The organism is Peribacillus psychrosaccharolyticus ATCC 23296 (genome assembly GCF_000305495.1).
Lineage (GTDB): Bacteria > Bacillota > Bacilli > Bacillales > DSM-1321 > Peribacillus > Peribacillus psychrosaccharolyticus.
Map to the genome: position 1 here is coordinate 1 of NZ_AJTN02000018.1, position 21,970 is coordinate 21,970.

A 21,970-nucleotide genomic window follows, 5' to 3' on the forward strand; every position below is an offset into this window, starting at 1 on the left:
CTAATCGTTGATTCTTCCTGTTCGAACGGATTTGTCGGAAAGAGTTTTCTTCGTATTTCCCCCGATTTGAATGGACCTCCACCTAAATCTGCTCTTGGGTAGCACGTGTTTCCATTTGAACATCGGACTAAAATCCAAATTATATTTAGAAAGACCGTTGATTGGAGAGTAAGGCGTGAAGACTCCTGCGGGAACAGCGGGACAGGTGACCCCGTAGGAGCGTAAGCATTGATGCGGCTCACCGCCCGCCCGCGGAAAGCGAAACGCCTTTCACTGCAATCAACAGCCGCATTTTAAAAACTAAAAAAGAAGACTGTAGACAAACTCGATTTCCACCCGAGTTTGTCTACAGTCTAAAGGCAGCCCTTTATGGGCTGCCTTTGAAGTGATCAAGGTAAATTTTTCGAATTACATGTGTTCGATATAACTCAAGCTTCTTTCGCTCAATCGGGTGTTTCGTAACCCCTATCGTCTTTAATTGCTGAATATACCAGCCCTTTGAATACGTATGTGCCAACTACTCCGCCCCCTTTTATATTGATTCCTTCAATATATGCGGCTGAAGAGGGGAGAATGATGCGTTAGACTGGGTTTATTTTTGCAGATCAATCAAAAGCTGGTACATTTCTTCTGCCGTTTTGAAAGGCCGCTTTTGCTTCATTTTTGCTTTAAATGCAATCGAATCATCATTCAGCTGATTAATGGCTTCTATAAACGCTGGATAGTTACTATCTTCTTCTTGGAGTACTTTACAAAAGCCTTGTTTTTCAAAGCTATTTGCATTTAAAATTTGATCGCCTCGGGAAGCATTCGCACTAAGTGGAATCAAGAGCATCGGTTTTTGCAATCCAAGAAATTCAAAAATCGAATTAGATCCAGCTCTTGATACTACTAAATTAGCGGCTGCTAATAAATCAAAGAGTTCATCATGAACATATTCATATGCCTGATATCCCTTACGTTCTATACCTGGCAGGTTCCCTTTACCACAGATATGAATGATTTGATATGACTTTAGCAATTCATCAAGTGTCTCATGTATAACGTTATTAATTCGAACCGCCCCAAGACTTCCACCCATAACAAGCACTATCGGTTTCTTATCAGTAAATCCACAAAGTTCTCTTCCTTTTACTGCATTGCCATGAAAAATCCCATCTCTTAGAACAGCTCCGATATACAGAGCCTTCTCCTTAGGTAAGGAGCTAGCTGTTTCCTCAAACGTCGTAAATATTTTCGAGGAGAGCGGCATCGCAATTTTATTGGCCAAACCAGGTGTATAATCCGATTCGTGAATGAACACAGGAATTTTAAGCATTTTAGCTGCCAATACGACTGGAACTGAGACAAACCCCCCTTTTGAAAAAATAAAATCAGGACGGATACTTTTTAAGATTCTTCTTGCATCAAAGATCCCTTTTACAACACGGAATGGGTCCTTCATATTTTCTAATGATATATATCTCCGCAGCTTACCAACCGAAATGACACGGTAACTGATTTGTGGAAATTCTTTTTGAATAATTGTTTTTTCGATTCCTTTCTCAGAACCAATATAAGTAATATCCCAATTATTTTTAATAAATTCAGGAATAATCGCCGCGTTCACAGAAACGTGCCCCGCTGATCCTCCACCAGTAAATACGACTTTCTTTTTCAAAATAATCACCTTCCAAACAAAAAATAAGTTCCCCTCATCATACCATAGGTAAACGCAGATACTAGATAAGAAAAGCTGAAATCATAAAAGAGATATCCTTAATCTTCCTGCATTTAGGAAAAATAATTTTTTATATATAAATGCACTATTTTCGAACGAGGAAGATGAACAAAAAGTTATTCTGTGATAATATAATCCTTAATTAGGGGGAATGATGCTTGACTATATTATCATCGCTGTATAATTGGGATATGTGGCTTCAGCTTGGAATATCAGCTGCCATTTTCCTATTCTTTTTGGCCGTAAGAAGTGCTTTTACACGGTACCTATTTAAATACCTGCTCAGCTTAGCTAGAAGACGTAATATTACATTCGCTGCTAATTTAATGACTGTACTTGAAAAGCCTTTACGCTGGTTGATTGTTTTAATCGGCTTTATTATAGCCAGTCGATACTTTCCCTTTGAAATTGTATCGCATGAAATCAAAATTCGGTTATTCCGTTCTGCATTCATTATTCTTGCGACTTGGGCCCTTCTAAATATTAGTGCCATCCTCACTTTGCTGTTTCCGCAATTAAACAGCAAACTTGATTTAGGTGTCGATCAAATTGTTATACCTTTCATTACAAAAATCATTAATATTATTTTTATTGCTCTTGGTGTTAGTATCGTTGCTGAAGAATGGGGATTTAATGTTAACGGATTTGTCGCCGGTCTAGGACTCGGTGGACTAGCCTTCGCTCTCGCAGCCAAAGATACAATCAGTAATCTATTTGGCGGCATTGTAATCATTACAGAAAAACCATTTACCATTGGCGATTGGATTAAGACTCCAAGTGTCGAAGGAACCGTTGAGGATATCACATTTCGGAGTACAAAGGTCCGAACTTTTGCACAAGCACTTGTAACGGTCCCGAATGCAACGTTGTCTAACGAACCGATTATCAACTGGTCGAAGATGGGTAAACGTCAGATTGCCTTTCACCTAAGAGTTTCTTATCAAACATCAAGGACAAAGCTTGAAGTATTTACGAAACAACTTGAACAAATGCTTCAGAATCATGAAGGGGTTCATAAAGACACAATTATGGTTAGGTTTGACCAGTTCAGCAGTGCGAGTCTAGATATCTATTTGTATTTCTTTACTACTGTCACTGATTATGCTGGCTATTTGGAAACTAAAGAAAATATTAATTTTAAAATCATGGACATTCTAGACCAACATGAAGTGGAAATGGCCATTCCAGCCCAAAATTTAATTTTCAAGAATGAATCAGCACTGCATGAAATGACTGATTTTAACACCTAATCAACTGCCAAGCTGCCTTGGCAGTTTTTTTTTTGCATGAAGACCTTCTGATTATGTTATACTACTTTCATTCGCAAAAAATAGTTCAGGAGTATGATATGATTCAGACTTACACAACAGCACAGAAAATACGTCAGCTCATTTTTATATTGGCACCCATTCTCATTACTCAATTAGGCATCTATTCCATGACATTCTTTGATATTATGATGGCCGGTAAATATCGGACCACAGATGTTGCTGGAGTTTCGATTGGAAGTTCACTCTGGATGCCTGTTTATACGGGAATAAGCGGTATATTATTAGCCCTTACACCAATTATTTCTCAAAAGCTTGGAGCGAGAGATACAAAGTCCATTCCACATACAGTCATTCAGGCGTTATATTTAGGCCTTGTGATGGCAGCAGTCGTCATGGTCATTGGCTCAATTGTTTTAAACCCTATATTAGAACTTATGAATCTTGAGCAATCAGTCCATGATATAGCCCATGACTATTTAATCGCTCTATCATTTGGAATGATTCCTCTCTTCTTATATAATGTCCTTCGATCATTTATTGATTCTCTTGGACAAACACGTATATCCATGTTCATCACCTTACTTGCTTTACCGATTAATGTTTTATTCAATTACTTATTAATCTATGGAAAATGGGGCTTCCCCGAACTTGGCGGGGTTGGTTCAGGGTATGCGACGGCGATTACTTACTGGGTAATTATGGTGATTGCCATTTTGACAATCGTGAAGGTTCAACCTTTTGCCGGCTATAAACTATTTTCTACGCTGTATCGTGCAGCATGGAAAGAATGGCGGGAGCTTTTAATGATCGGACTGCCTATCGGCTTAACGATATTTTTCGAGACTAGTATCTTTGCAGCCGTTACCCTTTTCATGAGTAACTATAATACACTGACAATTGCTTCCCATCAAATCGCCATGAATTTTGCTTCATTCCTATACATGATTCCTTTAAGCATCTCGACGGGGCTAACCATTGTTGTTGGCTTTGAGGCTGGTGCTAAACGATATAAGGATGCTCGGATTTATAGCATACTTGGGATTTCTGGAGCAATAGGTCTGTCATTACTCTGTGCCTCCGTTGTCTTTTTCTTCCGGGAGCAAATCGCTTCGATTTATTCGATTGATGCAGACGTGATCCAGCTGACGGCACATTTCTTGCTATATGCAACCTTCTTCCAATTATCTGATGCGCTTCAAGCACCCATTCAGGGAATACTACGCGGCTATAAAGATGTAACCATCAGCTTTTTCATGTCGTTTATTTCATACTGGATTATCGGACTACCTATGGGGATTCTCCTTTCTAAGTATTCATCATTGGGACCTTTTGGATATTGGATTGGATTAATTGTTGGTCTAGCAATAGGAGCAGTCGGCCTTTTCATTAGACTTCTCTATGTTCAACGTTCGCATGACCTTAAAAGAATACAGCATTAAAAAAAGACAAAGAATCTCCGCGTATAATGGAGACCTTTGTCTTTTTTATTGGAGAAATACTTTTCGTAAAACATCTTTGCCACCTGTAATGGGAATCACGCTGCCTGTAATAAAATCAGATTTGCTATCACATAAAAAGGCAATCACTCTTGCTACATCTTCTCCTGTCCCAGGGCGTCCTACGGGGACATCCGCGTCCTTCTCTAGTTGAGCTTCACTAATACTGCTTTCTTTCCATTCTCCGATAATATCACCGGGACAAACCATATTGGCAGTAATTCCATAGGAAGCTTCTTCAAGTGCAAGGGTCTTAGTTAAGGAGGTCAACCCAGTTTTTGCTGCAGCAAAGGCAGAGCGGTAAATCCAACCAGGGGCCGTTTCCGAACGATCAAATCCTAAGGTAATAATTCTCCCCCAGCCATTATTCCTCATATGCGGCACAATTTCCTTTGCCATGTAGAAAAAACCCGTTAAATTACCATTCATTAAGTAATTCCACTCTTCACTCGAATACTCGAGCATCGGTTTTCGTTCATGAATATAAGGACCTGCGTTGTGGATAAAAACATCAATTCGCCCAAATGATTGAATGACTGTATTCACCACTGAATGACAATCCTTTTCGTCTGCTGCATCACCACGAATTGCAATTGCTTGTACACCATAAGATTCGATTAGTTCAGCTGCTAATTGCTCAGCCTGAACCTTGCTTTCTTTATACGTTACCGCAATATTCATTCCCGTTTCTGCAAGTACACAGGCGGTTTTCCGTCCAATACCAGTTGCTCCTCCAGTTATAACAGCTACTTTTATCTTCACAAAATTTTACCTCTTCATATAAAGTATTTAGATACAGTATATTATACATAATTATTCTTCAGACACTAAATTTAAGAATTATCCGGCTTCCCTCTCATTAACGGTCAGTGAGGCAAATGCATACAATGGTATTACTTGAAACCTAACGAAAGGAGGAAGAAATGATGTTTCCCTGGAATATGCTTTTTTCAAAAAATAAGCAAACAGATTTTACAAATAAGATGAATCCCAATGACGTTCAATCGTTTATCAATCAATTATTTTCTCAGGTCATTCCAGAAAACATGCAGCAAATGATGAATCAGAAGCAAGCGGAAGGATTCCCCTCTTTCCAGGGAGCGGAGCAGGCTGCAAAAGAACAACAACAGCAAGCTTCCAATCCCCTTCAGGCGACCGTTTTCGAAACACATACAGACGTGTATGTACGCATTCCATTAAAAGATCCAGCTTCGGTTAAGCAGATGAAAATCTATCATACATCTAATCAATCAATTGTTGAAGGTTTCCCAGAACCCGGTGACCGGCATGTCATTACCCTTCCTGCTACCGTGAAGAAAAAAGGGGCTTCCGCTCACTATAAAGATGAAACATTGGAAATAAAACTCCAGAAGAATAATGATCTTCAATATTCGGAAATTGACGTATCAGGATTATGATCCTATCCAGCTGTCCGTATAGAGTGAATCCAGAACGGATTCATCCATTTATAAAATAAAAAAAGCCAGACCAAGTGGCCTGACTAACTAACTTTCCAAACATTATTTTCCGATGAACATTTGAGTCCAGTAGTTTCCTGATTCTACGTGTCCAACACCAATGTGAGTAAAGTTTGAACTTAAGATGTTCGCACGGTGGCCTTCACTATTCATCCAAGATGTTACAACTTGTTGAGGTGTTGTTTGTCCCATTGCGATATTTTCTCCAGCAGCACTATAGTCGATTCCGAAAGACTTCATCATATCAAATGGAGAACCATACGTTGGGCTTGTATGATCAAAGTAATTTTTATCTTTCATATCTTGTGATTTGATGCCTGCAACTTTACTAAGTTCAGTATCCATTTCCAATGCTTTTAAGCCTTGTTTTGTACGTTCAGCATTTGTTAATTCAACAACTTCTTTTTCAAATGCACTGATTTCAGAATTCACGTCTTCAGTAGTAGCCGCTTCTTCTTTAGTTGTTTCTTGTTTTGTAGTTGTTTCAGGTGTTTGTACTTCTTCAGCAGGTGTTTTTACTGCCGGAGTTTCTTCTTTTACTGGCGCTTTTACTTCTTCTTTCACTGGTGCCTTTACTTCTTCTTTTACTGGTGCTTTAACTTCCTCTTTCACTGGTGCTTTTTCAGCTGTTACTTCTTTCACTGGCGCTTTTGCAGTTGGTTCTTCTGCTTTTACTGTTTGTTCTTGTGCTTTTACTTTTTTCATTACTTTAGTAAGTGTTTCTTCTGGTGATACGTTAAATTGATGTACAAGAACTTTAAACTGTTCCGGTGAAAATGTTTTATTTGTTTTTGCAAAATATTGTTCGATCAACTTTTGCATTTCTACATTTTTTGCATTCTGGATGCAGATTGACTTGTACTCTTTGTTTACACTAGCAGCCTCGGTTGTATGAGCCCCAGTCCCTGTAAAGATTAGAGCAGCTGCTGCTGCAACAGTAATGATTACTTTTTTCATTTAATAATTCCTCCTAGTTTCTAGTGGCCTTGCCTCTGAAACTATCATAGCATAGCTTTTTCTGTAACATTTGGACCAAGAATTTCCTAGAGAACAAGAATAATATCTTTCACTTCTTCTCCTAAAATATGAGGCGAGAAATCCGCTGTTTATCCAGTTTTTATGTAAAAACAGATCATTCAATAAGTAATCATGCTGATTGTCAATGGTAGTTGCCACCTATAGAAGAAATAAACAACCAGTATTCTAGTATTGACAACTCTTATACTACCTTTCTTATGTAACAGATTTTACGTATATATTACGAGTATTAAAAACTTTTAACGTCAGAAATGAACATAAAAAAAACACTTTGCAAAGGATATTCTGCAAAGTGTCATGCCTGGTTAATGATGCTCCGTACTGTCGTGTTCACTCGAATCCTTGTCTTTCTCCATATTCTCCATTTGACTGTTGCTGCCATCTTCTGGTTCACTTGGCTTGCCGACAATGAACTCCTTTTTCGGCATACTGTGCATTCCGCGGGCAGTCACATGTGCGTATACATAAAAAGTACCTTCTTGGTCAAATGTTTTTTCTATTTTATAGCTGCCGTCCTTATTATGTTTGGCAGCTATCATTTCATGATGTTCATCTTTTGACCGCCATATTTCAAACTTCACTTCTTCTGCATCAGTTACGGCTTCGCCTCCCTGGCTGACCATGGCATCAAATGTAACGGTTTGATTTAATTCACTTTTATCGGGAGATAGTGAAAGTTCAACTTCTAACAGCTTTGGTATTTCCTCTTCTTGGGTATCTTCTTTTCCACAGCCTGCCATAATGGCAGTTACTGCTAGCAGAATAAATAATACTCGTTTCATCATCATCATTCCTCTTTCCTAGTCTATTAGCTTACACTCGGAAAAGACAGCCTGACGGTTGTGCCTTTTCCCGCTTCACTTTCGATTGTAACTGTGCCTTTTTGAAGAACAACCATTTGCTTTACAATGGCTAAGCCTAAGCCTGTTCCACCGTCAAAGCGGCTTCGTGCCTTATTTACTCGATAAAAACGGTCCATAACGTGCGGGATATCTTCTTTAGGAATTCCAATTCCAGAATCCGTAATCTTCAGGATTACCTGTTCCCTCTCATTTGTTAACTGGACCCTGATAACACCGCCAACAGGGGAATAATTCATCGCATTGTCCAATACATTATTAAGGATTTGCTTTAGCTGACTTTCATCCGCAATAATGATTGAATCTGGATCAACGGTTAAGGAAAGGGAAAATCCCCTTTCCTTCATCTTTAAAGAGTACTGCTCAAAGAAATCCTCTAAAAATTGCGCAAAAGCAATGGGAACCTGATTAACAAGCTTTTCATTATTCATTTTTGCTAAATCCATTAAGTTTGTAACAAGTTTTTCTAAACGATTGCTTTCAGACAAAATAAGCGTAAGGTACTTATGTTGATCTTCACCTTTCACTACATCATCAAGAATGGCTTGCGTATAGCCCGTCACATAGCTCAAAGGTGTTCTTAACTCGTGTGAAACGTTCTCAATGAACTCCCTTTTCTTCGTTTCTTCTAGATAAATTGAGTTGGCCATTTCATTAAAAGCTGCAGCGAGGTTTCCTATTTCATCTCTGCTGTTTACCTTCACTTTAATGGAATAATCACCATCAGATACTTTTTTGGCAGCTTCCTCTATTTCTTTTATCGGCTTATACAACCGTTTCAGCCACTTTGTACCAAGAATAATGGCCGTGATGACAAAGATAAGAGCCGCTGCCAGCCATTTATACGCAAACTCTTGTAAAACTTCTTTTATAGAATCGACGGTAACATATGTATAAATAATTCCCTCAAGTCTTCCCTCATCGACAAGCGGCGTTACCGCAGCCACTATTTTACGATTAAAACGTTCTTCATATTCCTCTTTTTGAATCACTTCTCCATTAATTAATTGCTGTCTTTCCTCCTCAGAGATAAGAGAATCATAATCTATTTCGAAGGGCAGACAGGCACTTAACTCTCGAGGGTTGCTGACAATAAAAATTTCACTGTCTATTTTCGAATTCAACCATTCTATCTGCTCTCTATATTCTTCAGAAATTTCCCCGCCTCGATACTCTGCAGCAAGCTTGGCAGCAACCTCTATCATATTTGTCTTTAGCTTTTCCACATATAAGTATTTATAATAATATTGTGACAAGGAGTACGCAAATACGATTGAGAAAACAATAGTCAGCAGGATTGTGAACCACAGTTTAAATGATAGAGAAAAGAAATTACGCTTCATATTCTTCCTCAATCTTATAACCAATTCCCCAGACAGTTTGAATATAATCTGCACTTTTTAACTTCATCCGAAGTGTCTTAATATGCGTGTCAACTGTTCTCAAAGAACCTTCATAACTCACACCCCAAACATGAGTAAGCAGCTGTTCTCGGCTCAACGCCTGTTTTTTATTTGTGATGAGGTAGATCAGCAGTTCGTACTCCTTTAAAGTCAGATTAACCGTGTTTCCTTCAATCGCTGCCGTTCTCGATTTTAAATTCATCTTAATCTTTCCTAAAGAAATGGTTTCATTTTCTGTTTGTTGCTTTTTCCCACTGCGGCGCAGGACTGCTTCGACCCTTGCCACTAGCTCACCCGGATGAAAGGGTTTTACAACAAAGTCATCGGCACCTAGTTTAAGTCCCTTTACTTTATCCCATTCTGCACCCTTAGCACTGACAAATATAACAGGAAGATCCCATTTTTGATGAATTTTTTCACATACCATAAATCCATTGTCGCCAGGCATCATAATATCTAAGAGAATCAGATCGACCTCATGTTTCTCCAATAAGGAAATGGCCTGCACTCCATCAGGTGCTTGAAGACAGTGATAACCGGAATTAAGTAAATACATTTCCATCAAGGTCCGCATATTTTCTTCATCGTCAACGATCAAAACGGTACAATTCTTCATTTCCTCTACTCCCTAATCATCAATTGAAATGGACCCTTGCCAGTTTTCACAGTGGACAGCACTTTTCCTGATGTAGAATTGACCACATACAGTTCATTACTATCGTAGCCTGCCACTAATAAATCACCATTAAATAGCTCCATTTCAAAGGGATTTGCTCCAATAACGGAACTCGCTGTCTGTTCGTAGCTGTGATTGAATGTATAAATCATGCTGCTGCCATGACTGGCTATAAAAATACCATCTTCATTTTCTATAAACTTAATAGGCATGGTAGGTGCTTTCAATGTTTTTATCAGTTTCCCCGTTTGCGTGGAATAGATATGAATTCTTTCTTCTACCTCACTGCCGCTTCCGTGGCCGCCTATCCATATTTCAGATTCTTTTTCTCTCAATAGGCCCCCTGTTGAAGAAGGTGGAATTTCAATTTCTTTCTCGATTTTCATGCTGGACGTGTTGAGTACCGACAATTTGCCCTCACCAAAATTAATAACATACAGCCTTTCACCACTTTTATCTGGAATTAGGGATTGCGGCTGCTTGCCCACCTTCACCTTTTTTTCGATATCGCCCGTCGATGCTAAAAAATAGACCTCGTTGGATTCTTGATTGACGGCTGCCAGTTCACCTGTATGTAACTGAGTCATGCTCACAATCCCACGTCCCACATCCCAGCTCTCTAGCTTTTTTCCTAGACTTAGTGAATAGACACTGATTTTCTCCATGTCCTTCCCATAGATGAGCAGCGTATCTCCGTCATCTACTAACAGTCCTCCTAGAAATGGATCTGATAGATCCCATTCTGTAATCTTCTGATACTGCTTATCTATAAAACTAATTGTTGTATCTTTTAAGTTAAGTGTTGCTGCAAATGATTGATTGGCAGGGATCTTAGGATAGGACTCCTCACTGCAGCCCGTTACAAACAATAGCAGCAGCACAATGAATGCTTGTTTCATCTCGTAACTCCTCTGTTCTCTATACTAACCAGAATTGTATACTCTTTCTGTGAAGATTGTGTGAATTTAATGAAAGAAATTACATTATTACCCTATGTTAACTGCTCCATTTCCGAAAGATAAACAGTGGTTAACGCGTGTATTTTATCGCTGGATAAATCGGATTCCGCCAGTCTTTTCATACTATAATAAAATTTTTCGTATACTGATTTTCGTACGCGAGGATGGGCATTTTCATCAAGTAGCTCTCTGCGAACCAATTCTGAAAGGATACCTTTTTTACCCTGTTGGTGTTCATGTTGAACACTTCGGTTATTCCATATGTTTAAATAAGCCTGTAGGAGCTCTTCAGATGTATCATTTTCAGTCATTGTATTCCCTGCTTTCTTTTACATAAATTGGTGAAAAAAGAGACATCCTATTCCTAAAAGGAAAGGAGTGAATAACATGTCCCAAGTATATCGATGCCCTAACTGTAAAACGAATAAAACGCGCTTTAATCTCATTCAACAAATGGCTACCTCAGTCAAAATGGATCCAAATACAGGTGACGTTGTCGAGGAATATACCAATGAGACACTTGATGCCTTTCATCTTCCTTATCAAGGTCCAGAAGTCCGAGTGCAATGTGCCGCCTGCGGTTTAATTGAAGATGAAAAAACATTTGCTGCGTTCGGTGACATGAGCACCAACTGACCGTTTTTAGTATAAAGCTTATTTATGAAGAAAGGTAGACAAAAAAACAACACCATTCCACTTCAGGAAAGGTGTTGTTTTTTCAACTTCATCTACTTTTCTTCATCAAGCGCTTTTTTCGCGGTGTCTATCGCGATGGGGATTGCTTTTCCTTCGTCATTCCCATCATCAAGCAACGCATTAGCAATTTCAATTGCCTTCATTCTGACATCTTCGTCTAAATTTTTCATTGCGGGTGGATAATCATTTTTTGACCAAGGCAAATCATTACCTCCTTATAGGAAAATGAGTTGTCTTATTTTTACCCGTTATGAGAAAAAGAAAACGTATTATTGTTTCTCTAGGGCCATTAGTTGATCATGAATCAGCACTTCATTCAATTGTTCGCCGATAATCACCATATTCAATGGCATTTTCATCATTTCATTCATAAACAGCGGCATCCCATAGGAATATTGAAAAAGACAAGGATAAGGAGAATGTGTGAAGGAAACATAGCCCTTCATCCGGTATACCGTTTCTGGAAGACTTCTGAGCCAGTTTTCAAACTCATTTTGATCTACCGGATTTGTAAATGTATGGACAATCGCTTGTAGATGTAGATGATTGTGAACGTCTAGTTTTTGGTGCACACCCTTTGCTTTCATTTTCAACTTTCGAATACTATCTAAAGATACTTTTGCTTGAGTAGTCAATAAGATGACTGCACCTGAATTAATGGCTTGCACAGAATAAAGAAGCTGACTAGCTTCCATTTCAGTGACTAGATCCTGCTTATTCAATAATATAAAGTCAGCATGTTGAAGTTGTTCAACCAGCAGGTGACGGAGCTGTGGGGAGAGTTCACTCCGATCCTTCCATCGCAGCAAGTCTAAAACCGTGATGATTCCTTTATATTCAAGACGTTCAGCAAATATTGGAGACATAATTCCATCCAGTACTTCAACAGGATGTGCTGCACCAGTCGTTTCAATGTAGATCGCATCTAAATCCTCAATCAGTAATTCTTGAAGCTGTGCCTCAAGCTTGTCCTGAATGGTACAGCAAATACAGCCGCCAATTAATTCCTTAACAGGGACTTCATCACCGAGAATTGAAGTATCGACAGAAACACTACCAAGCTCATTCATTAATACTGCGGTTTTTCTGCCGGCCTCGTTTTCTTGATTAATAATTTGTTTTAGCAGGGTTGTTTTGCCGCTTCCAAGGAAGCCCCCTAAAATATATATTTCCGTTCTTTTTGTCATTTTTATAACTCCCATTTACATTAGTCTTCCTATGAGTGTATCATATGATAAACACATCATAGCATGTTAAAATTCTTTTACAAAAGGATAGCTTATGTATGCTGTTTAAAATACATATCCCAGTAAGGCACCTGAGGATTTAAAATAGGAGAATACTATATGTCAATTGGACACGTACCAGCGGATCTTGAATTTACAGATATTCTTGAACATATTGATGAAACCATTATTATAGCAGATCTTTCTCATACAATCACATGGATGAACGATGCTGCCGTAAAAATCTTAGGTCCGTTGTATTCTCTATTTGGTATTGCAGAAAATGAAGATCTAATAGGAAAGCATATGGACTTTTTTCATAGCCATCCAGCACATCAAAAACAAATCATGCATGAATTAAATCATACATACCGTACAGTGATTACTATTAAGAATTCCTATGTGGCGGAAACAGTTATTGCTCCTATCTATAATAAACAACAAGTAAAACAAGGTTATATCCTTATGCTGTTGGATGTAACAGAAAAAGCCCAACAGGAAAAAGAAAAAGAGCAAACCATTGCCCTATTATCTACTCCCATTCTTAAAATATGGGATTCAGTACTCGCCATACCTATTTTCGGAAATCTCACAAACGAGCGTGCAGATCGATTACTTGAAACAATCTTAAAAAAATGTGTCGAAGAAAGAGCTGAATTTTTCCTGCTCGATCTTTCATCATTATCCAAAATTGACGAAAGCAGCGGCTATTATATTAATAAAATAGGTCAGTCCTTACGGTTAATTGGAACTGAGTGCTTTGTTGTAGGTGTTTCTCCATCGCTGGCATCGTCGATTTCAAAGTCTAATTTCCATTGGACAACTTATTTGCATGTTCAGCAAGCTATTCAGGAAATTATGACTCGTCGAGGAGTCTCTTTCTCCTATATTCCCTAAAGTCTAAAGGCGTCCTTGGAAGGAAGACTGGGGATGTTGATTTTCTTTCCAGGCGCTCGCTTACGCTCCTGCGGGGTCTCACCTGTCCCGCTGTTCCCGCAGGAGTCTTCACGCCAACACTCCAATAAACCTTCTTTCTAAATTTTATTTGGATTTTAATCCGATACCTAAATTGAAACACGAGCAAACAAATTCAAGAGGAAGTCAATCAAGATAGGGAAAATGACGAAAAAACCCTTTCGGACAGATCCGTTCGAAAAAGAAGAATCAAAGATTATTATGGAGAGCACTAGTAACATTGAAAAGATGAACGAACAATGCAGTCCTTCTATTAGAGGCTGAGCTGCCTTGATTGAATTGTGTTCGAAATCCAAAAGAGGTGCGCAGCGAAACCATTCCGCACGGCTAAATTAGTACTTTATATCAATCATTCAGCAGTTTCTTATGCTGAGTAAAACACAGCAAAATACACATAAGCTAGGAGATACATTTTCCAGCTCATGTGTGTTTTGTGTATTTTTATTTTTCTAAGAATAGAATGCGAAGTTTCTCTGCTTAATTTGTTTGGTTTCACAAATTCCAAAACCTTGCCAATTAAAAAAAGGAGACTGTAGACAGGCTCAATTTCCATCGAGTTTGTCTACAGTCTGAGGCGTCCTTGGAAGGACGCCTTTTTGTCTTATGTTTTCCACATCACGATCAAAAGCTTGAAATCAGAATGAAACTATTATGTAGTGGCTTTTCATCGTGTACGACCCTCGTTTTATCTGCTGTTAGTTTTCGGTCTAGAGGTATTGATTTTAATAGGAGACCGATTATTACCGAATTCAGTAGTCGCGGCCTTTTTCACCGTATTCGTCACTGCGTGGATAGCTTCCCCCACATCTTGAGCAGAATCGAGCAGCGGGTCTACCGCTTTAATCTTACCTTTAACATCTACCGTTATTTCGTTGGCTGTTCGAAGGAGTTGCTTGGATTCGTCTGATAGATCGTGGATAGCGTTTCTGACATCTGCTAATGTTTGATTTGCTTCTCCTAAAGTAGTCATCCCTTTTTGAAGAGTCGAAATTAAATAGACCACTAACCAAATAAAAGCAAGCGCAATCGCTGCGACACTATATTGAATAATCATGTTTTGCTCCCCCTCAGTATTAAAATTGTTGTAACATAACAGCATTAAAACAATGGTGAATTCCCGGGGTGTCTAGACCTGTTTTATTTAAGTTTGATATGGACCCCTTCTTGCTGTACCAATGGAGTTGATGGCTTTGATGGAACTGTCGGTGTACTTGGTACACTTGTTGAATCTGAAGGACTCTTCCCGCTCTTACTAGCTTCTTTAATTGAATGAGTTACATTATGAATCATCTCTCCAACATCCTGTGCAGATTCTAATAACGGATCGACATTTCTGATTTTCCCCTTAACATCTACGGTTATTTGATTGGCGGTGTGAATCAATTGTTTCGACTCTTCCGTTAATCCGTGAACAGCATTTCTAACTTCAGCGAGTGTCTTATTAGTTTCTTCAAGTGTCCCCATCCCCTTTTGAAGTGTCTGGTTTAGAGTATAAATTAAATAGACTACTGCCCCTGATATCGTGCCAATACTTATTTTTTTTAACATGTCCTACCCACTCCTCTCCATAAAAAGTATGCAAAAAAGGCGGATTTGATTCCCTATAAGCAAAAAAAGACAGCCAGCACCGTCATTACAACGGGACTGCCTGTTACCCTTATAAAGGAGTTGTTTCTATGCCATACTGATCAGCCAGCTTCATTAGCTTCTCTTCATATTCTTGGTATTGCTCTTGAGATTTTTGAAAATCATTTTGTGCTTCCTGAGCAAGGCTTTGGTCGTTGGTTTCAATGGCTTTTACATCTTTAGTTAACGCTGCTGTCTCACTATTTAAATAGCCGAGAAATAGTTTATGTACATCTACTATGGATTGTGATTTTGTCTCAATCGCCTGTGCTTCATTTACTTTTTTCGCGAATTTTGGATTATAATCATCTTCCAGATATCTCAAAGCTGCATCAATATCCGTTTCTTCCATATAGTTAGTCCTATATTCTTCATCAAGTGAATTCATGTCCATAATCACTTCATTTACTGTCATCATATAAGAGGCTAATTCCGCTGCTACTGGATCTACAGTCGTGTCCTTTTCTTTAGCTGTTAGATCCGTTGCTGTTGTGTCCGTACTTTCATCTGCTATGACTTCCTTTGTTTCTGCTGGATTCTCTTTTGCTTCTTTCTCTTGGCAGCCTGTTAATATCAAGAATAATGCTGCTCCTGTCAGTAACCATACTCTGCTTTTCCTCAATACGATACATCCTCCTTAATCAATTAACATCCAATAAAGAACTCCTTCCCTCGTACAAGAAAATTAAACCAATTAAAGAATATAATTACATTAGGGTGCTTATCTAGTAAGTGTTTAATGTTCTACGAATTTGCTCGTCTTCAATCCGTGAAAAGGTCCAATGCTTCTATTCTTTTAACCGCTTCTCTCAGTCTGTCTTCAGAACAGAGCAGTCCAACTCTCACATATCCTTCACCGAATTCACCAAACCCATTCCCTGCAGCAACAGCTACGTGTGCTTTTCTGAGCAGAAGATCAGAGAATTGCTCTGAAGTATAAGGCTTAGGAACTTTTAGCCAAGCAAAAAAGGACCCTTCTGGTGCAGTCACGTTCCAGCCAAGAGATTGTAGTCCGTCGATTAATACGTCTCTCCTGTCTTGGTAACGGCCAATCAATTCCTCCACACATGTTTGTGAGTCAAGCAGTGCAGCTGCTGCCGCTTCCTGAATAGCAGGAAACAAACTAACATATAAATGATCCTGCAGCAGATTAATAGCTTCAATAACACTTTTATTGCCTACAGCAAAGCCGACACGCCAGCCAGCCATATTATATGTTTTTGATAACGTATAAATTTCAATACCGATTTCTTTTGCTCCTGGTGTTTGAAGAAAGCTAAGCGGTTTATTTCCATCAAATCCAATCGCACCATAGGCAAAATCATGAACAACACAAATGGTGTGTTTCTTTGCTAGTTTGACAGTGCGTTCAAAAAAGTTGGAAGTGGCTGCTGCACCGGTAGGATTATTGGGATAATTTAAATACATCAGCTTGGCAAGGTTCAGCGTTTCTAATGGGAGAGCCTGATAATCCGGCAGGTACTGTTTCTCTTCCAGAAGAGGCATAATTGCCGTTTTCACTTGGGCCAGCATGATTCCAGAGAGATAATCCGGGTACCCTGGGTCTGGAACGAGTACGGTATCACCGGGGTTTAACAGGCATTGCGGAAGCTGTACCAATCCTGCCTTCCCTCCAAACAAAATTGCTACCTCCGACTCCGCATCAAGCTCGACCCCGTATTCTCTTTGATAATAAGCTGCAGCCGCCTCTTTTAAATACGGGTATCCACTAAATGGGGAATACTTATGGTTCATAGGATTCTTGACCGCTTCCTGAAGCTTTGCGACAATATGAGGAGGAGTCGGTTGATCAGGATTTCCTTGCCCTAGATTTATGACATCATGACCTTTTGCCTTTTCAGCTTCTACTCGAGCCGCTAGTGAGGCAAAGAATTGTTTAGGAAGTGAGTTTAATAAGTTCGATTTACTAAAGTCAACCATATAAGCACCTTCTTTATTTTTTTATGTAACTAGCTTAATAGAAATGAGGGATGATAATGAAATGGAAAATTGCCTGCATTCAAATGGACATTGCTTTTGGAAACCCCGAAGAAAACTACCAACGAATACGTTATAAAATAATGTTGGCTGCAGCGTCAAAACCTGATATTGTCGTCCTGCCCGAGCTTTGGACTACTGGGTATGACCTGACGAGGCTAGATGAATTAGCCGATCATGAAGCAGACCGAACCATTCGTTTTTTACAGGAATGCGCTTTGGCTCATTCCATCCATTTTGTCGGTGGATCTGTCGCTCGGTCTACACCGGAGGGCATATTTAATACCCTCATTATTGTTTCCAACAAAGGAAAAGTAGTTAAACTGTATGACAAACTTCATTTGTTTCAGTTAATGAATGAGCATCATTTTCTTATGCCTGGACAAAATGATGGTGCCTTCACTTTGGATGAGCAGCATTGTGCTGGGTTCATTTGTTACGACATTCGTTTTCCAGAATGGCTTCGCGTTCATTCAGCTGACGGAGCAGGCGTCCTATTTATTGCTGCAGAATGGCCGGAACCTCGGATTTCTCATTGGCGCGCGTTATTGATTAGCCGAGCAATCGAAAATCAGGCCTATATCATTGCTGTCAACAGGGTTGGTTCAGATCCTGCAAATACGTTCGGCGGTCACACTATGGTCATCAACCCTTGGGGAGAAATTATAGCAGAAGCTGGCGACCAGGAAGAAATAGTATTAGCAGAAATTGACCTCGAACTAATCGACAGTGTACGAAAACAAATACCTGTTTTTCAGGACAGAAGACCAGAATTTTATTAAGAAATCAAATAATTCTATCATTTCTGTATTTACTATATCATGATTTTCTGTACAGAGCTCCAAGTCCTCCTTCTAAGGAAACAAAAAAACAGGCTGCTCAAGCGATTAATTGCTTGAGCGGCCTGTTTAGGTTAGTTGATTTCTTTTTCTAAAATGCTTTCTGCTTTTTTCACTTGGGTATCATTTGCGAGAATTTTCTCACGCAGCATTTCCATTAATGCTATCGTAGTCTCCCCTTCTAATACACCAGTTACTTCAAGTTTTTTTTCTTTTTGAAGGTCAGAAACAGCTGTTTTAGTTGCTTCATCGTAAAAACCATCCACTTTACCAGGGTCGAATCCGGTTGCTTCAAGCATTTGTTCTGCTGTTTTAATCTCAGTAGAAGTATCTGATTCCTTCATCTTTTTATCTGGAGAAATATACGCAAGGCTTGCATATTTCGGTAATGATACTTTCACATCAGGCTCGATGCCTTTACCATGAATCCAATTACCATCTGGTGTCAGCCATTTGTATGCAGTGAATTTAAAATTAGAACCATCATCATATTCATCTGCAGTTTGGACCGTTCCCTTACCAAATGATTTCTCACCAACCAATTGAATGTCAGCTGACTCACTTACAGCAGCAGCGACAATTTCAGATGCGCTGGCACTACCGCCGTCAATTAAGACAACGACAGGTTTATCAAAGACAGTCTTATTATCTGATTTTGTAATTTCTTTTTGACCGGCACGATTTTCTACTTGGTAAATATTCTCACCTTTAGGAACAAAAATGCTGGCAATTTCCTGTGCTTTGCTTAATAAGCCGCCTGGGTTGCCACGAAGATCAAGAATAACTCCCTTCATCCCCTTTTCTTCCATCTCAGATAGTGCTGTTTTTAATTCTTCGGTCGTGTTATCAGAGAAACTCGTTACCTGTATTTTTGCAATTTTGCTTGGCAGCAATTCTGCATATACCGTTTCAATCGGAATCGTATCTCGGACAATCGTAACCTTTAGAGGTTCTGATGTTCCACGGGAAATCATCAACTCTACCTTTGTCCCTTTTTTACCTCGAATTTTCATAACCGCTTCTGTTGAGCTCAAGCCTTCTAGACTGTCTCCATCAACGCTTAGAATAATATCATTTGGCTTAACCCCAGCTTTTTCTGCTGGAGCACCTTTAATCGGTGATACGACCATGATTTGTTTATCATGTTCTTGAATTTCAGCGCCAATCCCCTCAAACGAAGATGAAATGCTTTCATTAAAGCTCTTAGCTTCCTCTTCATCCATATAAGTAGAATACGGATCATCCAAGGCTTGAATCATGCCATTGATTGCACCATCAACAAGCTCATTATCATCGACATCTTTATAGAAGTTCTTTTTTAAGGTATCGTATGTATCATACAACTTTTGGAATTCTGCATGTTCTGTTTTTTCAACTGGAGCAAGAGATTCTACCTTTTCATCACCAAAGGTTAGGGCGATTGTGGTAATTCCTGCTGTTAAGAAAACAATTAAAAATATCCCCATAATAAAAGGAAACTTTTTCATTTTAATCAATTTATTTTCTGTTTTCGGTTCTTGCTTATTATGATCTTCCTCCACTAATTGTTCACCACTTTCATGTATCCTAACTCCTAAATGAATATTTAGGAATGTTTTATCTATTTTATCAGGTTTACACCGAAACGAAAATAAAAAGTATGTCTAGCGAGTAAGAAACTAATAAGAACTGAAGATCCATTTCTCAGAATTCCTATAGTTAAGCCTGTATCTATGAAGATACAGGCTTACCATTATTCTTGTATAGCTGCTTCGAGTGCAACTTCAATCATTTCACCAAACGTTGATTGACGCTCTTGTGAGGTTGTCTCTTCACCAGTTAGAAGATGGTCACTTATGGTTAAAATAGACAGCGCCTGACGATCAAACTTCGCTGCGATGGTATATAGAGCAGCGGATTCCATTTCGATTGCAAGAATCTTATATTTAGCCCATTTTTCAAGCTCGCTGTTGTCATTATAGAACTGATCAGCTGTAAAAACATTCCCAACTTTTAGCTTCAATCCTTTTTTCAATCCAGCTTCATATGACTTTAATAATAAATCAAAGTCAGCGGTCGGTGCATAATCTACGCCGCCAAATGTCAGACGATTCATTTGTGAGTCTGTTGATGCACTCATTGCCAAGATGACATCACGAACTTTAACATCCTTTTGAATAGCACCTGCTGTTCCAACACGAATCAGCTTTTGAACATTATAGCTGCTGATTAATTCGTTCACATAAATAGAAATTGAAGGAACACCCATACCTGTACCTTGTACAGAAATACGCTTACCTTTATAGGTTCCTGTATAACCAAACATATTTCTTACATCATTATATTGAACTGCATCTTCTAGGAACGTTTCTGCAATATATTTAGCCCGCAACGGATCACCTGGTAATAATACCGTTTCTGCAATTTCATTTTCTTTCGCATTAATATGTACACTCATTTAAAATCCTCCTTATAAAAACTGTGAAATATTGACACAGTTTACTATACCATACTGACCTTCCCAAAGGGAACTATACACATAAGTACAGTTTTTGCTCCATGAAAAAAACGACGGGGGTGTCCGTCGTTTCTTAACGCTTATGGGTGTGCAGGGTCCGTTGTTACCGGGCGTTTATTCATCCGTCTCTTCATCGATGATACACTTCTCCAATAAATAGTCGAATGTGATATCTGCAAGATCTTCGAGTTCAGATTCAGCCGGAATATATCCCCGTTTCATCAGCTCTTGATAGAAAAATTCTGCAATTTCTTCCGTATCAATAAAAACCTCAATCTCCCGCATATCATCGCCCCCTTGTTACAGGTGTATGAACAGCTTTAGACAATTATGCCTGTATTCCAGCTGCCATCAGGTTTCGGCCTATCTTCTACTGTCAATTTGCTAATTTTTTATTTGAATAGAGTTCACTCGCCGTTTTTTTTATCTTCACCATGGCAACGCTCATCACATGTTTGTAGTCCTCATCGCCAAAGAGGGTGAATAGAATTTGATAGTCATTGTATAAATCGAGCAGGCCATCGATCAGCTGTTTTTTTTCCTCCATATTTTTTCGCCTTTCCCCTTCTGTTATAGCAGGTTTTTTTGATAAGGCGTCAGGATCAAGAACCACATTTTTCTTTGGGCTGCTAGCATGCATTCCCATATTTTTTATGAAGCTTTCTGCTTTTTCAGCATCTGCTATCAATTCCATTTCTTCTTCATGTGTTTCCAGCCACTCGCCATCGGAAATCCGTGAAAGTTCATAGATGACATCTTCCCATGCATGCTCTTGGTAACGCCAGATCTCAGTACGAAATCCGATAACCTTAAAATAGTCCTGCTCATACCCCTCTACCTTTACCAAATCTCCAAAGATAAACTTATACTCAATATCGATTTGTTCGGCTTCAGTATGAATTTCACCCTCATATTCAAAGATATGCTGCAAAGTCGGTTCTAAATATAACCCTTCGCTGTGGTTAACTTCATAAATAAATACTCCATCCAAGTACTTAACATCTGTAATATTCCCTACTGTGCCGTACATTGAAATGACGACTGTATCGCCTTTCTTAAATTTCGGCTGTTTTTTTTCCCCATAAGAGACATCCCCTCAACATAGGTCCTAAATGTTTATTACTAAAGTATATGCATATCCAAGCCATATGGTTAAGAAACATTGAGGATATATGGTAAATCTCGCGCGGAAATATAGAGGAGTCGAAATGG

At 39.0% G+C, this 21,970-nt stretch carries 25 protein-coding genes; 6 read left to right on the forward strand and 19 right to left on the reverse strand.

Annotated features, from left to right (window positions below):
• Window positions 1-367: 367 nt before the first annotated feature.
• Window positions 368-517 (reverse strand): DUF2639 domain-containing protein, encoded by a 150-nt coding sequence (locus WYK_RS23645; RefSeq protein WP_081704731.1) that lies wholly within the window; start codon window positions 515-517, stop codon window positions 368-370.
• Window positions 518-592: 75 nt separating this feature from the next.
• Window positions 593-1,660 carry an undecaprenyldiphospho-muramoylpentapeptide beta-N-acetylglucosaminyltransferase gene (locus WYK_RS02695; protein WP_040373032.1) on the reverse strand — a complete coding sequence of 356 codons (1,068 nt, stop codon included), beginning with the start codon at window positions 1,658-1,660 and terminating at the stop codon, window positions 593-595.
• A 218-nt stretch (window positions 1,661-1,878) separates the two neighbouring features.
• Between WYK_RS02695 and WYK_RS02700 the strand changes: the two genes are divergently transcribed.
• Together WYK_RS02700 and WYK_RS02705 are read left to right on the forward strand one after the other, a co-directional pair.
• On the forward strand, window positions 1,879-2,970 hold the full coding sequence (locus tag WYK_RS02700) for a mechanosensitive ion channel family protein (protein ID WP_152526387.1): 1,092 nt from the start codon (window positions 1,879-1,881) through the stop codon (window positions 2,968-2,970).
• A gap of 98 nt (window positions 2,971-3,068) precedes the next feature.
• Complete coding sequence (locus WYK_RS02705; protein WP_040373033.1) at window positions 3,069-4,430, forward strand: MATE family efflux transporter; 1,362 nt, start codon at window positions 3,069-3,071, stop codon at window positions 4,428-4,430.
• A 45-nt stretch (window positions 4,431-4,475) separates the two neighbouring features.
• On the opposite strand, the gene WYK_RS02710 is transcribed toward WYK_RS02705, so the two are convergent.
• The gene (locus WYK_RS02710; RefSeq protein ID WP_040373035.1) at window positions 4,476-5,249 is read right to left on the reverse strand and encodes an SDR family oxidoreductase; all 774 of its coding nucleotides are present in this window, start codon (window positions 5,247-5,249) and stop codon (window positions 4,476-4,478) included.
• Between the two features lie 161 nt (window positions 5,250-5,410).
• Between WYK_RS02710 and WYK_RS02715 the strand changes: the two genes are divergently transcribed.
• Window positions 5,411-5,905 carry an Hsp20/alpha crystallin family protein gene (locus tag WYK_RS02715; RefSeq protein ID WP_152526388.1) on the forward strand — a complete coding sequence of 165 codons (495 nt, stop codon included), beginning with the start codon at window positions 5,411-5,413 and terminating at the stop codon, window positions 5,903-5,905.
• 102 nt (window positions 5,906-6,007) lie between these two features.
• Here the strand turns inward: WYK_RS02715 and WYK_RS02720 are convergent, their stop codons facing one another.
• The 6 genes from WYK_RS02720 to WYK_RS02745 form a co-directional block, all read right to left on the reverse strand.
• On the reverse strand, window positions 6,008-6,922 hold the full coding sequence (locus WYK_RS02720; RefSeq protein WP_040373037.1) for a CAP domain-containing protein: 915 nt from the start codon (window positions 6,920-6,922) through the stop codon (window positions 6,008-6,010).
• 386 nt (window positions 6,923-7,308) lie between these two features.
• Entirely contained in the window at window positions 7,309-7,788 is a 480-nt protein-coding gene (locus WYK_RS02725) for a FixH family protein (protein WP_040373039.1), read from the reverse strand.
• Between the two features lie 23 nt (window positions 7,789-7,811).
• The gene (locus WYK_RS02730; protein ID WP_040373042.1) at window positions 7,812-9,206 is read right to left on the reverse strand and encodes a sensor histidine kinase; all 1,395 of its coding nucleotides are present in this window, start codon (window positions 9,204-9,206) and stop codon (window positions 7,812-7,814) included.
• Entirely contained in the window at window positions 9,196-9,882 is a 687-nt protein-coding gene (locus WYK_RS02735; protein ID WP_040373044.1) for a response regulator transcription factor, read from the reverse strand. The genes WYK_RS02730 and WYK_RS02735 overlap by 11 nt, the downstream gene beginning before the upstream one ends.
• 5 nt (window positions 9,883-9,887) lie before the next feature.
• The gene (locus WYK_RS02740) at window positions 9,888-10,841 is read right to left on the reverse strand and encodes a YncE family protein (RefSeq protein WP_040373046.1); all 954 of its coding nucleotides are present in this window, start codon (window positions 10,839-10,841) and stop codon (window positions 9,888-9,890) included.
• Between the two features lie 92 nt (window positions 10,842-10,933).
• Entirely contained in the window at window positions 10,934-11,212 is a 279-nt protein-coding gene (locus tag WYK_RS02745) for a hypothetical protein (RefSeq protein ID WP_040373048.1), read from the reverse strand.
• 76 nt (window positions 11,213-11,288) lie between these two features.
• Here WYK_RS02745 and WYK_RS02750 point away from each other — a divergent pair, with 76 nt between their 5' ends.
• Complete coding sequence (locus WYK_RS02750) at window positions 11,289-11,537, forward strand: hypothetical protein (RefSeq protein ID WP_040373050.1); 249 nt, start codon at window positions 11,289-11,291, stop codon at window positions 11,535-11,537.
• Between the two features lie 92 nt (window positions 11,538-11,629).
• Here WYK_RS02750 and WYK_RS25085 read toward each other — a convergent pair whose 3' ends face one another.
• Together WYK_RS25085 and WYK_RS02755 are read right to left on the reverse strand one after the other, a co-directional pair.
• A complete protein-coding gene (locus tag WYK_RS25085) occupies window positions 11,630-11,800 on the reverse strand; it encodes a DUF2188 domain-containing protein (protein WP_169732055.1) in 171 nt (56 codons plus the stop codon).
• A 66-nt stretch (window positions 11,801-11,866) separates the two neighbouring features.
• Window positions 11,867-12,784, reverse strand: a complete 918-nt coding sequence (locus WYK_RS02755) for a CobW family GTP-binding protein (RefSeq protein ID WP_040373061.1) — start codon at window positions 12,782-12,784, stop codon at window positions 11,867-11,869.
• Window positions 12,785-12,943: 159 nt separating this feature from the next.
• On the opposite strand from WYK_RS02755, the gene WYK_RS02760 reads away from it, so the two are divergent.
• Window positions 12,944-13,720 (forward strand): STAS domain-containing protein, encoded by a 777-nt coding sequence (locus WYK_RS02760; protein ID WP_040373052.1) that lies wholly within the window; start codon window positions 12,944-12,946, stop codon window positions 13,718-13,720.
• Between the two features lie 763 nt (window positions 13,721-14,483).
• Here the strand turns inward: WYK_RS02760 and WYK_RS02765 are convergent.
• The 4 genes from WYK_RS02765 to WYK_RS02780 all read right to left on the reverse strand — a co-directional run bounded on the left by WYK_RS02765 (window position 14,484) and on the right by WYK_RS02780 (window position 17,365).
• On the reverse strand, window positions 14,484-14,852 hold the full coding sequence (locus WYK_RS02765) for a DUF948 domain-containing protein (RefSeq protein WP_051387281.1): 369 nt from the start codon (window positions 14,850-14,852) through the stop codon (window positions 14,484-14,486).
• 83 nt (window positions 14,853-14,935) lie between these two features.
• Window positions 14,936-15,346 carry a DUF948 domain-containing protein gene (locus WYK_RS02770; protein ID WP_040373053.1) on the reverse strand — a complete coding sequence of 137 codons (411 nt, stop codon included), beginning with the start codon at window positions 15,344-15,346 and terminating at the stop codon, window positions 14,936-14,938.
• A gap of 109 nt (window positions 15,347-15,455) precedes the next feature.
• Window positions 15,456-16,046 (reverse strand): hypothetical protein, encoded by a 591-nt coding sequence (locus tag WYK_RS02775; protein WP_040373054.1) that lies wholly within the window; start codon window positions 16,044-16,046, stop codon window positions 15,456-15,458.
• 140 nt (window positions 16,047-16,186) lie between these two features.
• Window positions 16,187-17,365, reverse strand: coding sequence for a pyridoxal phosphate-dependent aminotransferase (locus WYK_RS02780; protein ID WP_040373055.1), 1,179 nt, complete (start codon window positions 17,363-17,365; stop codon window positions 16,187-16,189).
• 56 nt (window positions 17,366-17,421) lie between these two features.
• Between WYK_RS02780 and WYK_RS02785 the strand changes: the two genes are divergently transcribed.
• Entirely contained in the window at window positions 17,422-18,204 is a 783-nt protein-coding gene (locus WYK_RS02785) for a carbon-nitrogen family hydrolase (RefSeq protein ID WP_040373056.1), read from the forward strand.
• Between the two features lie 131 nt (window positions 18,205-18,335).
• Here the strand turns inward: WYK_RS02785 and WYK_RS02790 are convergent, their stop codons facing one another.
• The 4 genes from WYK_RS02790 to WYK_RS02800 form a co-directional block, all read right to left on the reverse strand.
• Window positions 18,336-19,748 (reverse strand): lmo1851 family serine protease, encoded by a 1,413-nt coding sequence (locus tag WYK_RS02790; RefSeq protein ID WP_081704734.1) that lies wholly within the window; start codon window positions 19,746-19,748, stop codon window positions 18,336-18,338.
• 245 nt (window positions 19,749-19,993) lie between these two features.
• On the reverse strand, window positions 19,994-20,698 hold the full coding sequence (deoD, locus tag WYK_RS02795; protein WP_040373059.1) for a purine-nucleoside phosphorylase: 705 nt from the start codon (window positions 20,696-20,698) through the stop codon (window positions 19,994-19,996).
• Between the two features lie 174 nt (window positions 20,699-20,872).
• Window positions 20,873-21,043, reverse strand: coding sequence for a YozD family protein (locus WYK_RS23650; RefSeq protein ID WP_081704733.1), 171 nt, complete (start codon window positions 21,041-21,043; stop codon window positions 20,873-20,875).
• Between the two features lie 91 nt (window positions 21,044-21,134).
• A complete protein-coding gene (locus WYK_RS02800; RefSeq protein WP_051387282.1) occupies window positions 21,135-21,788 on the reverse strand; it encodes a hypothetical protein in 654 nt (217 codons plus the stop codon).
• Between the last annotated feature and the right edge of the window lie 182 nt (window positions 21,789-21,970).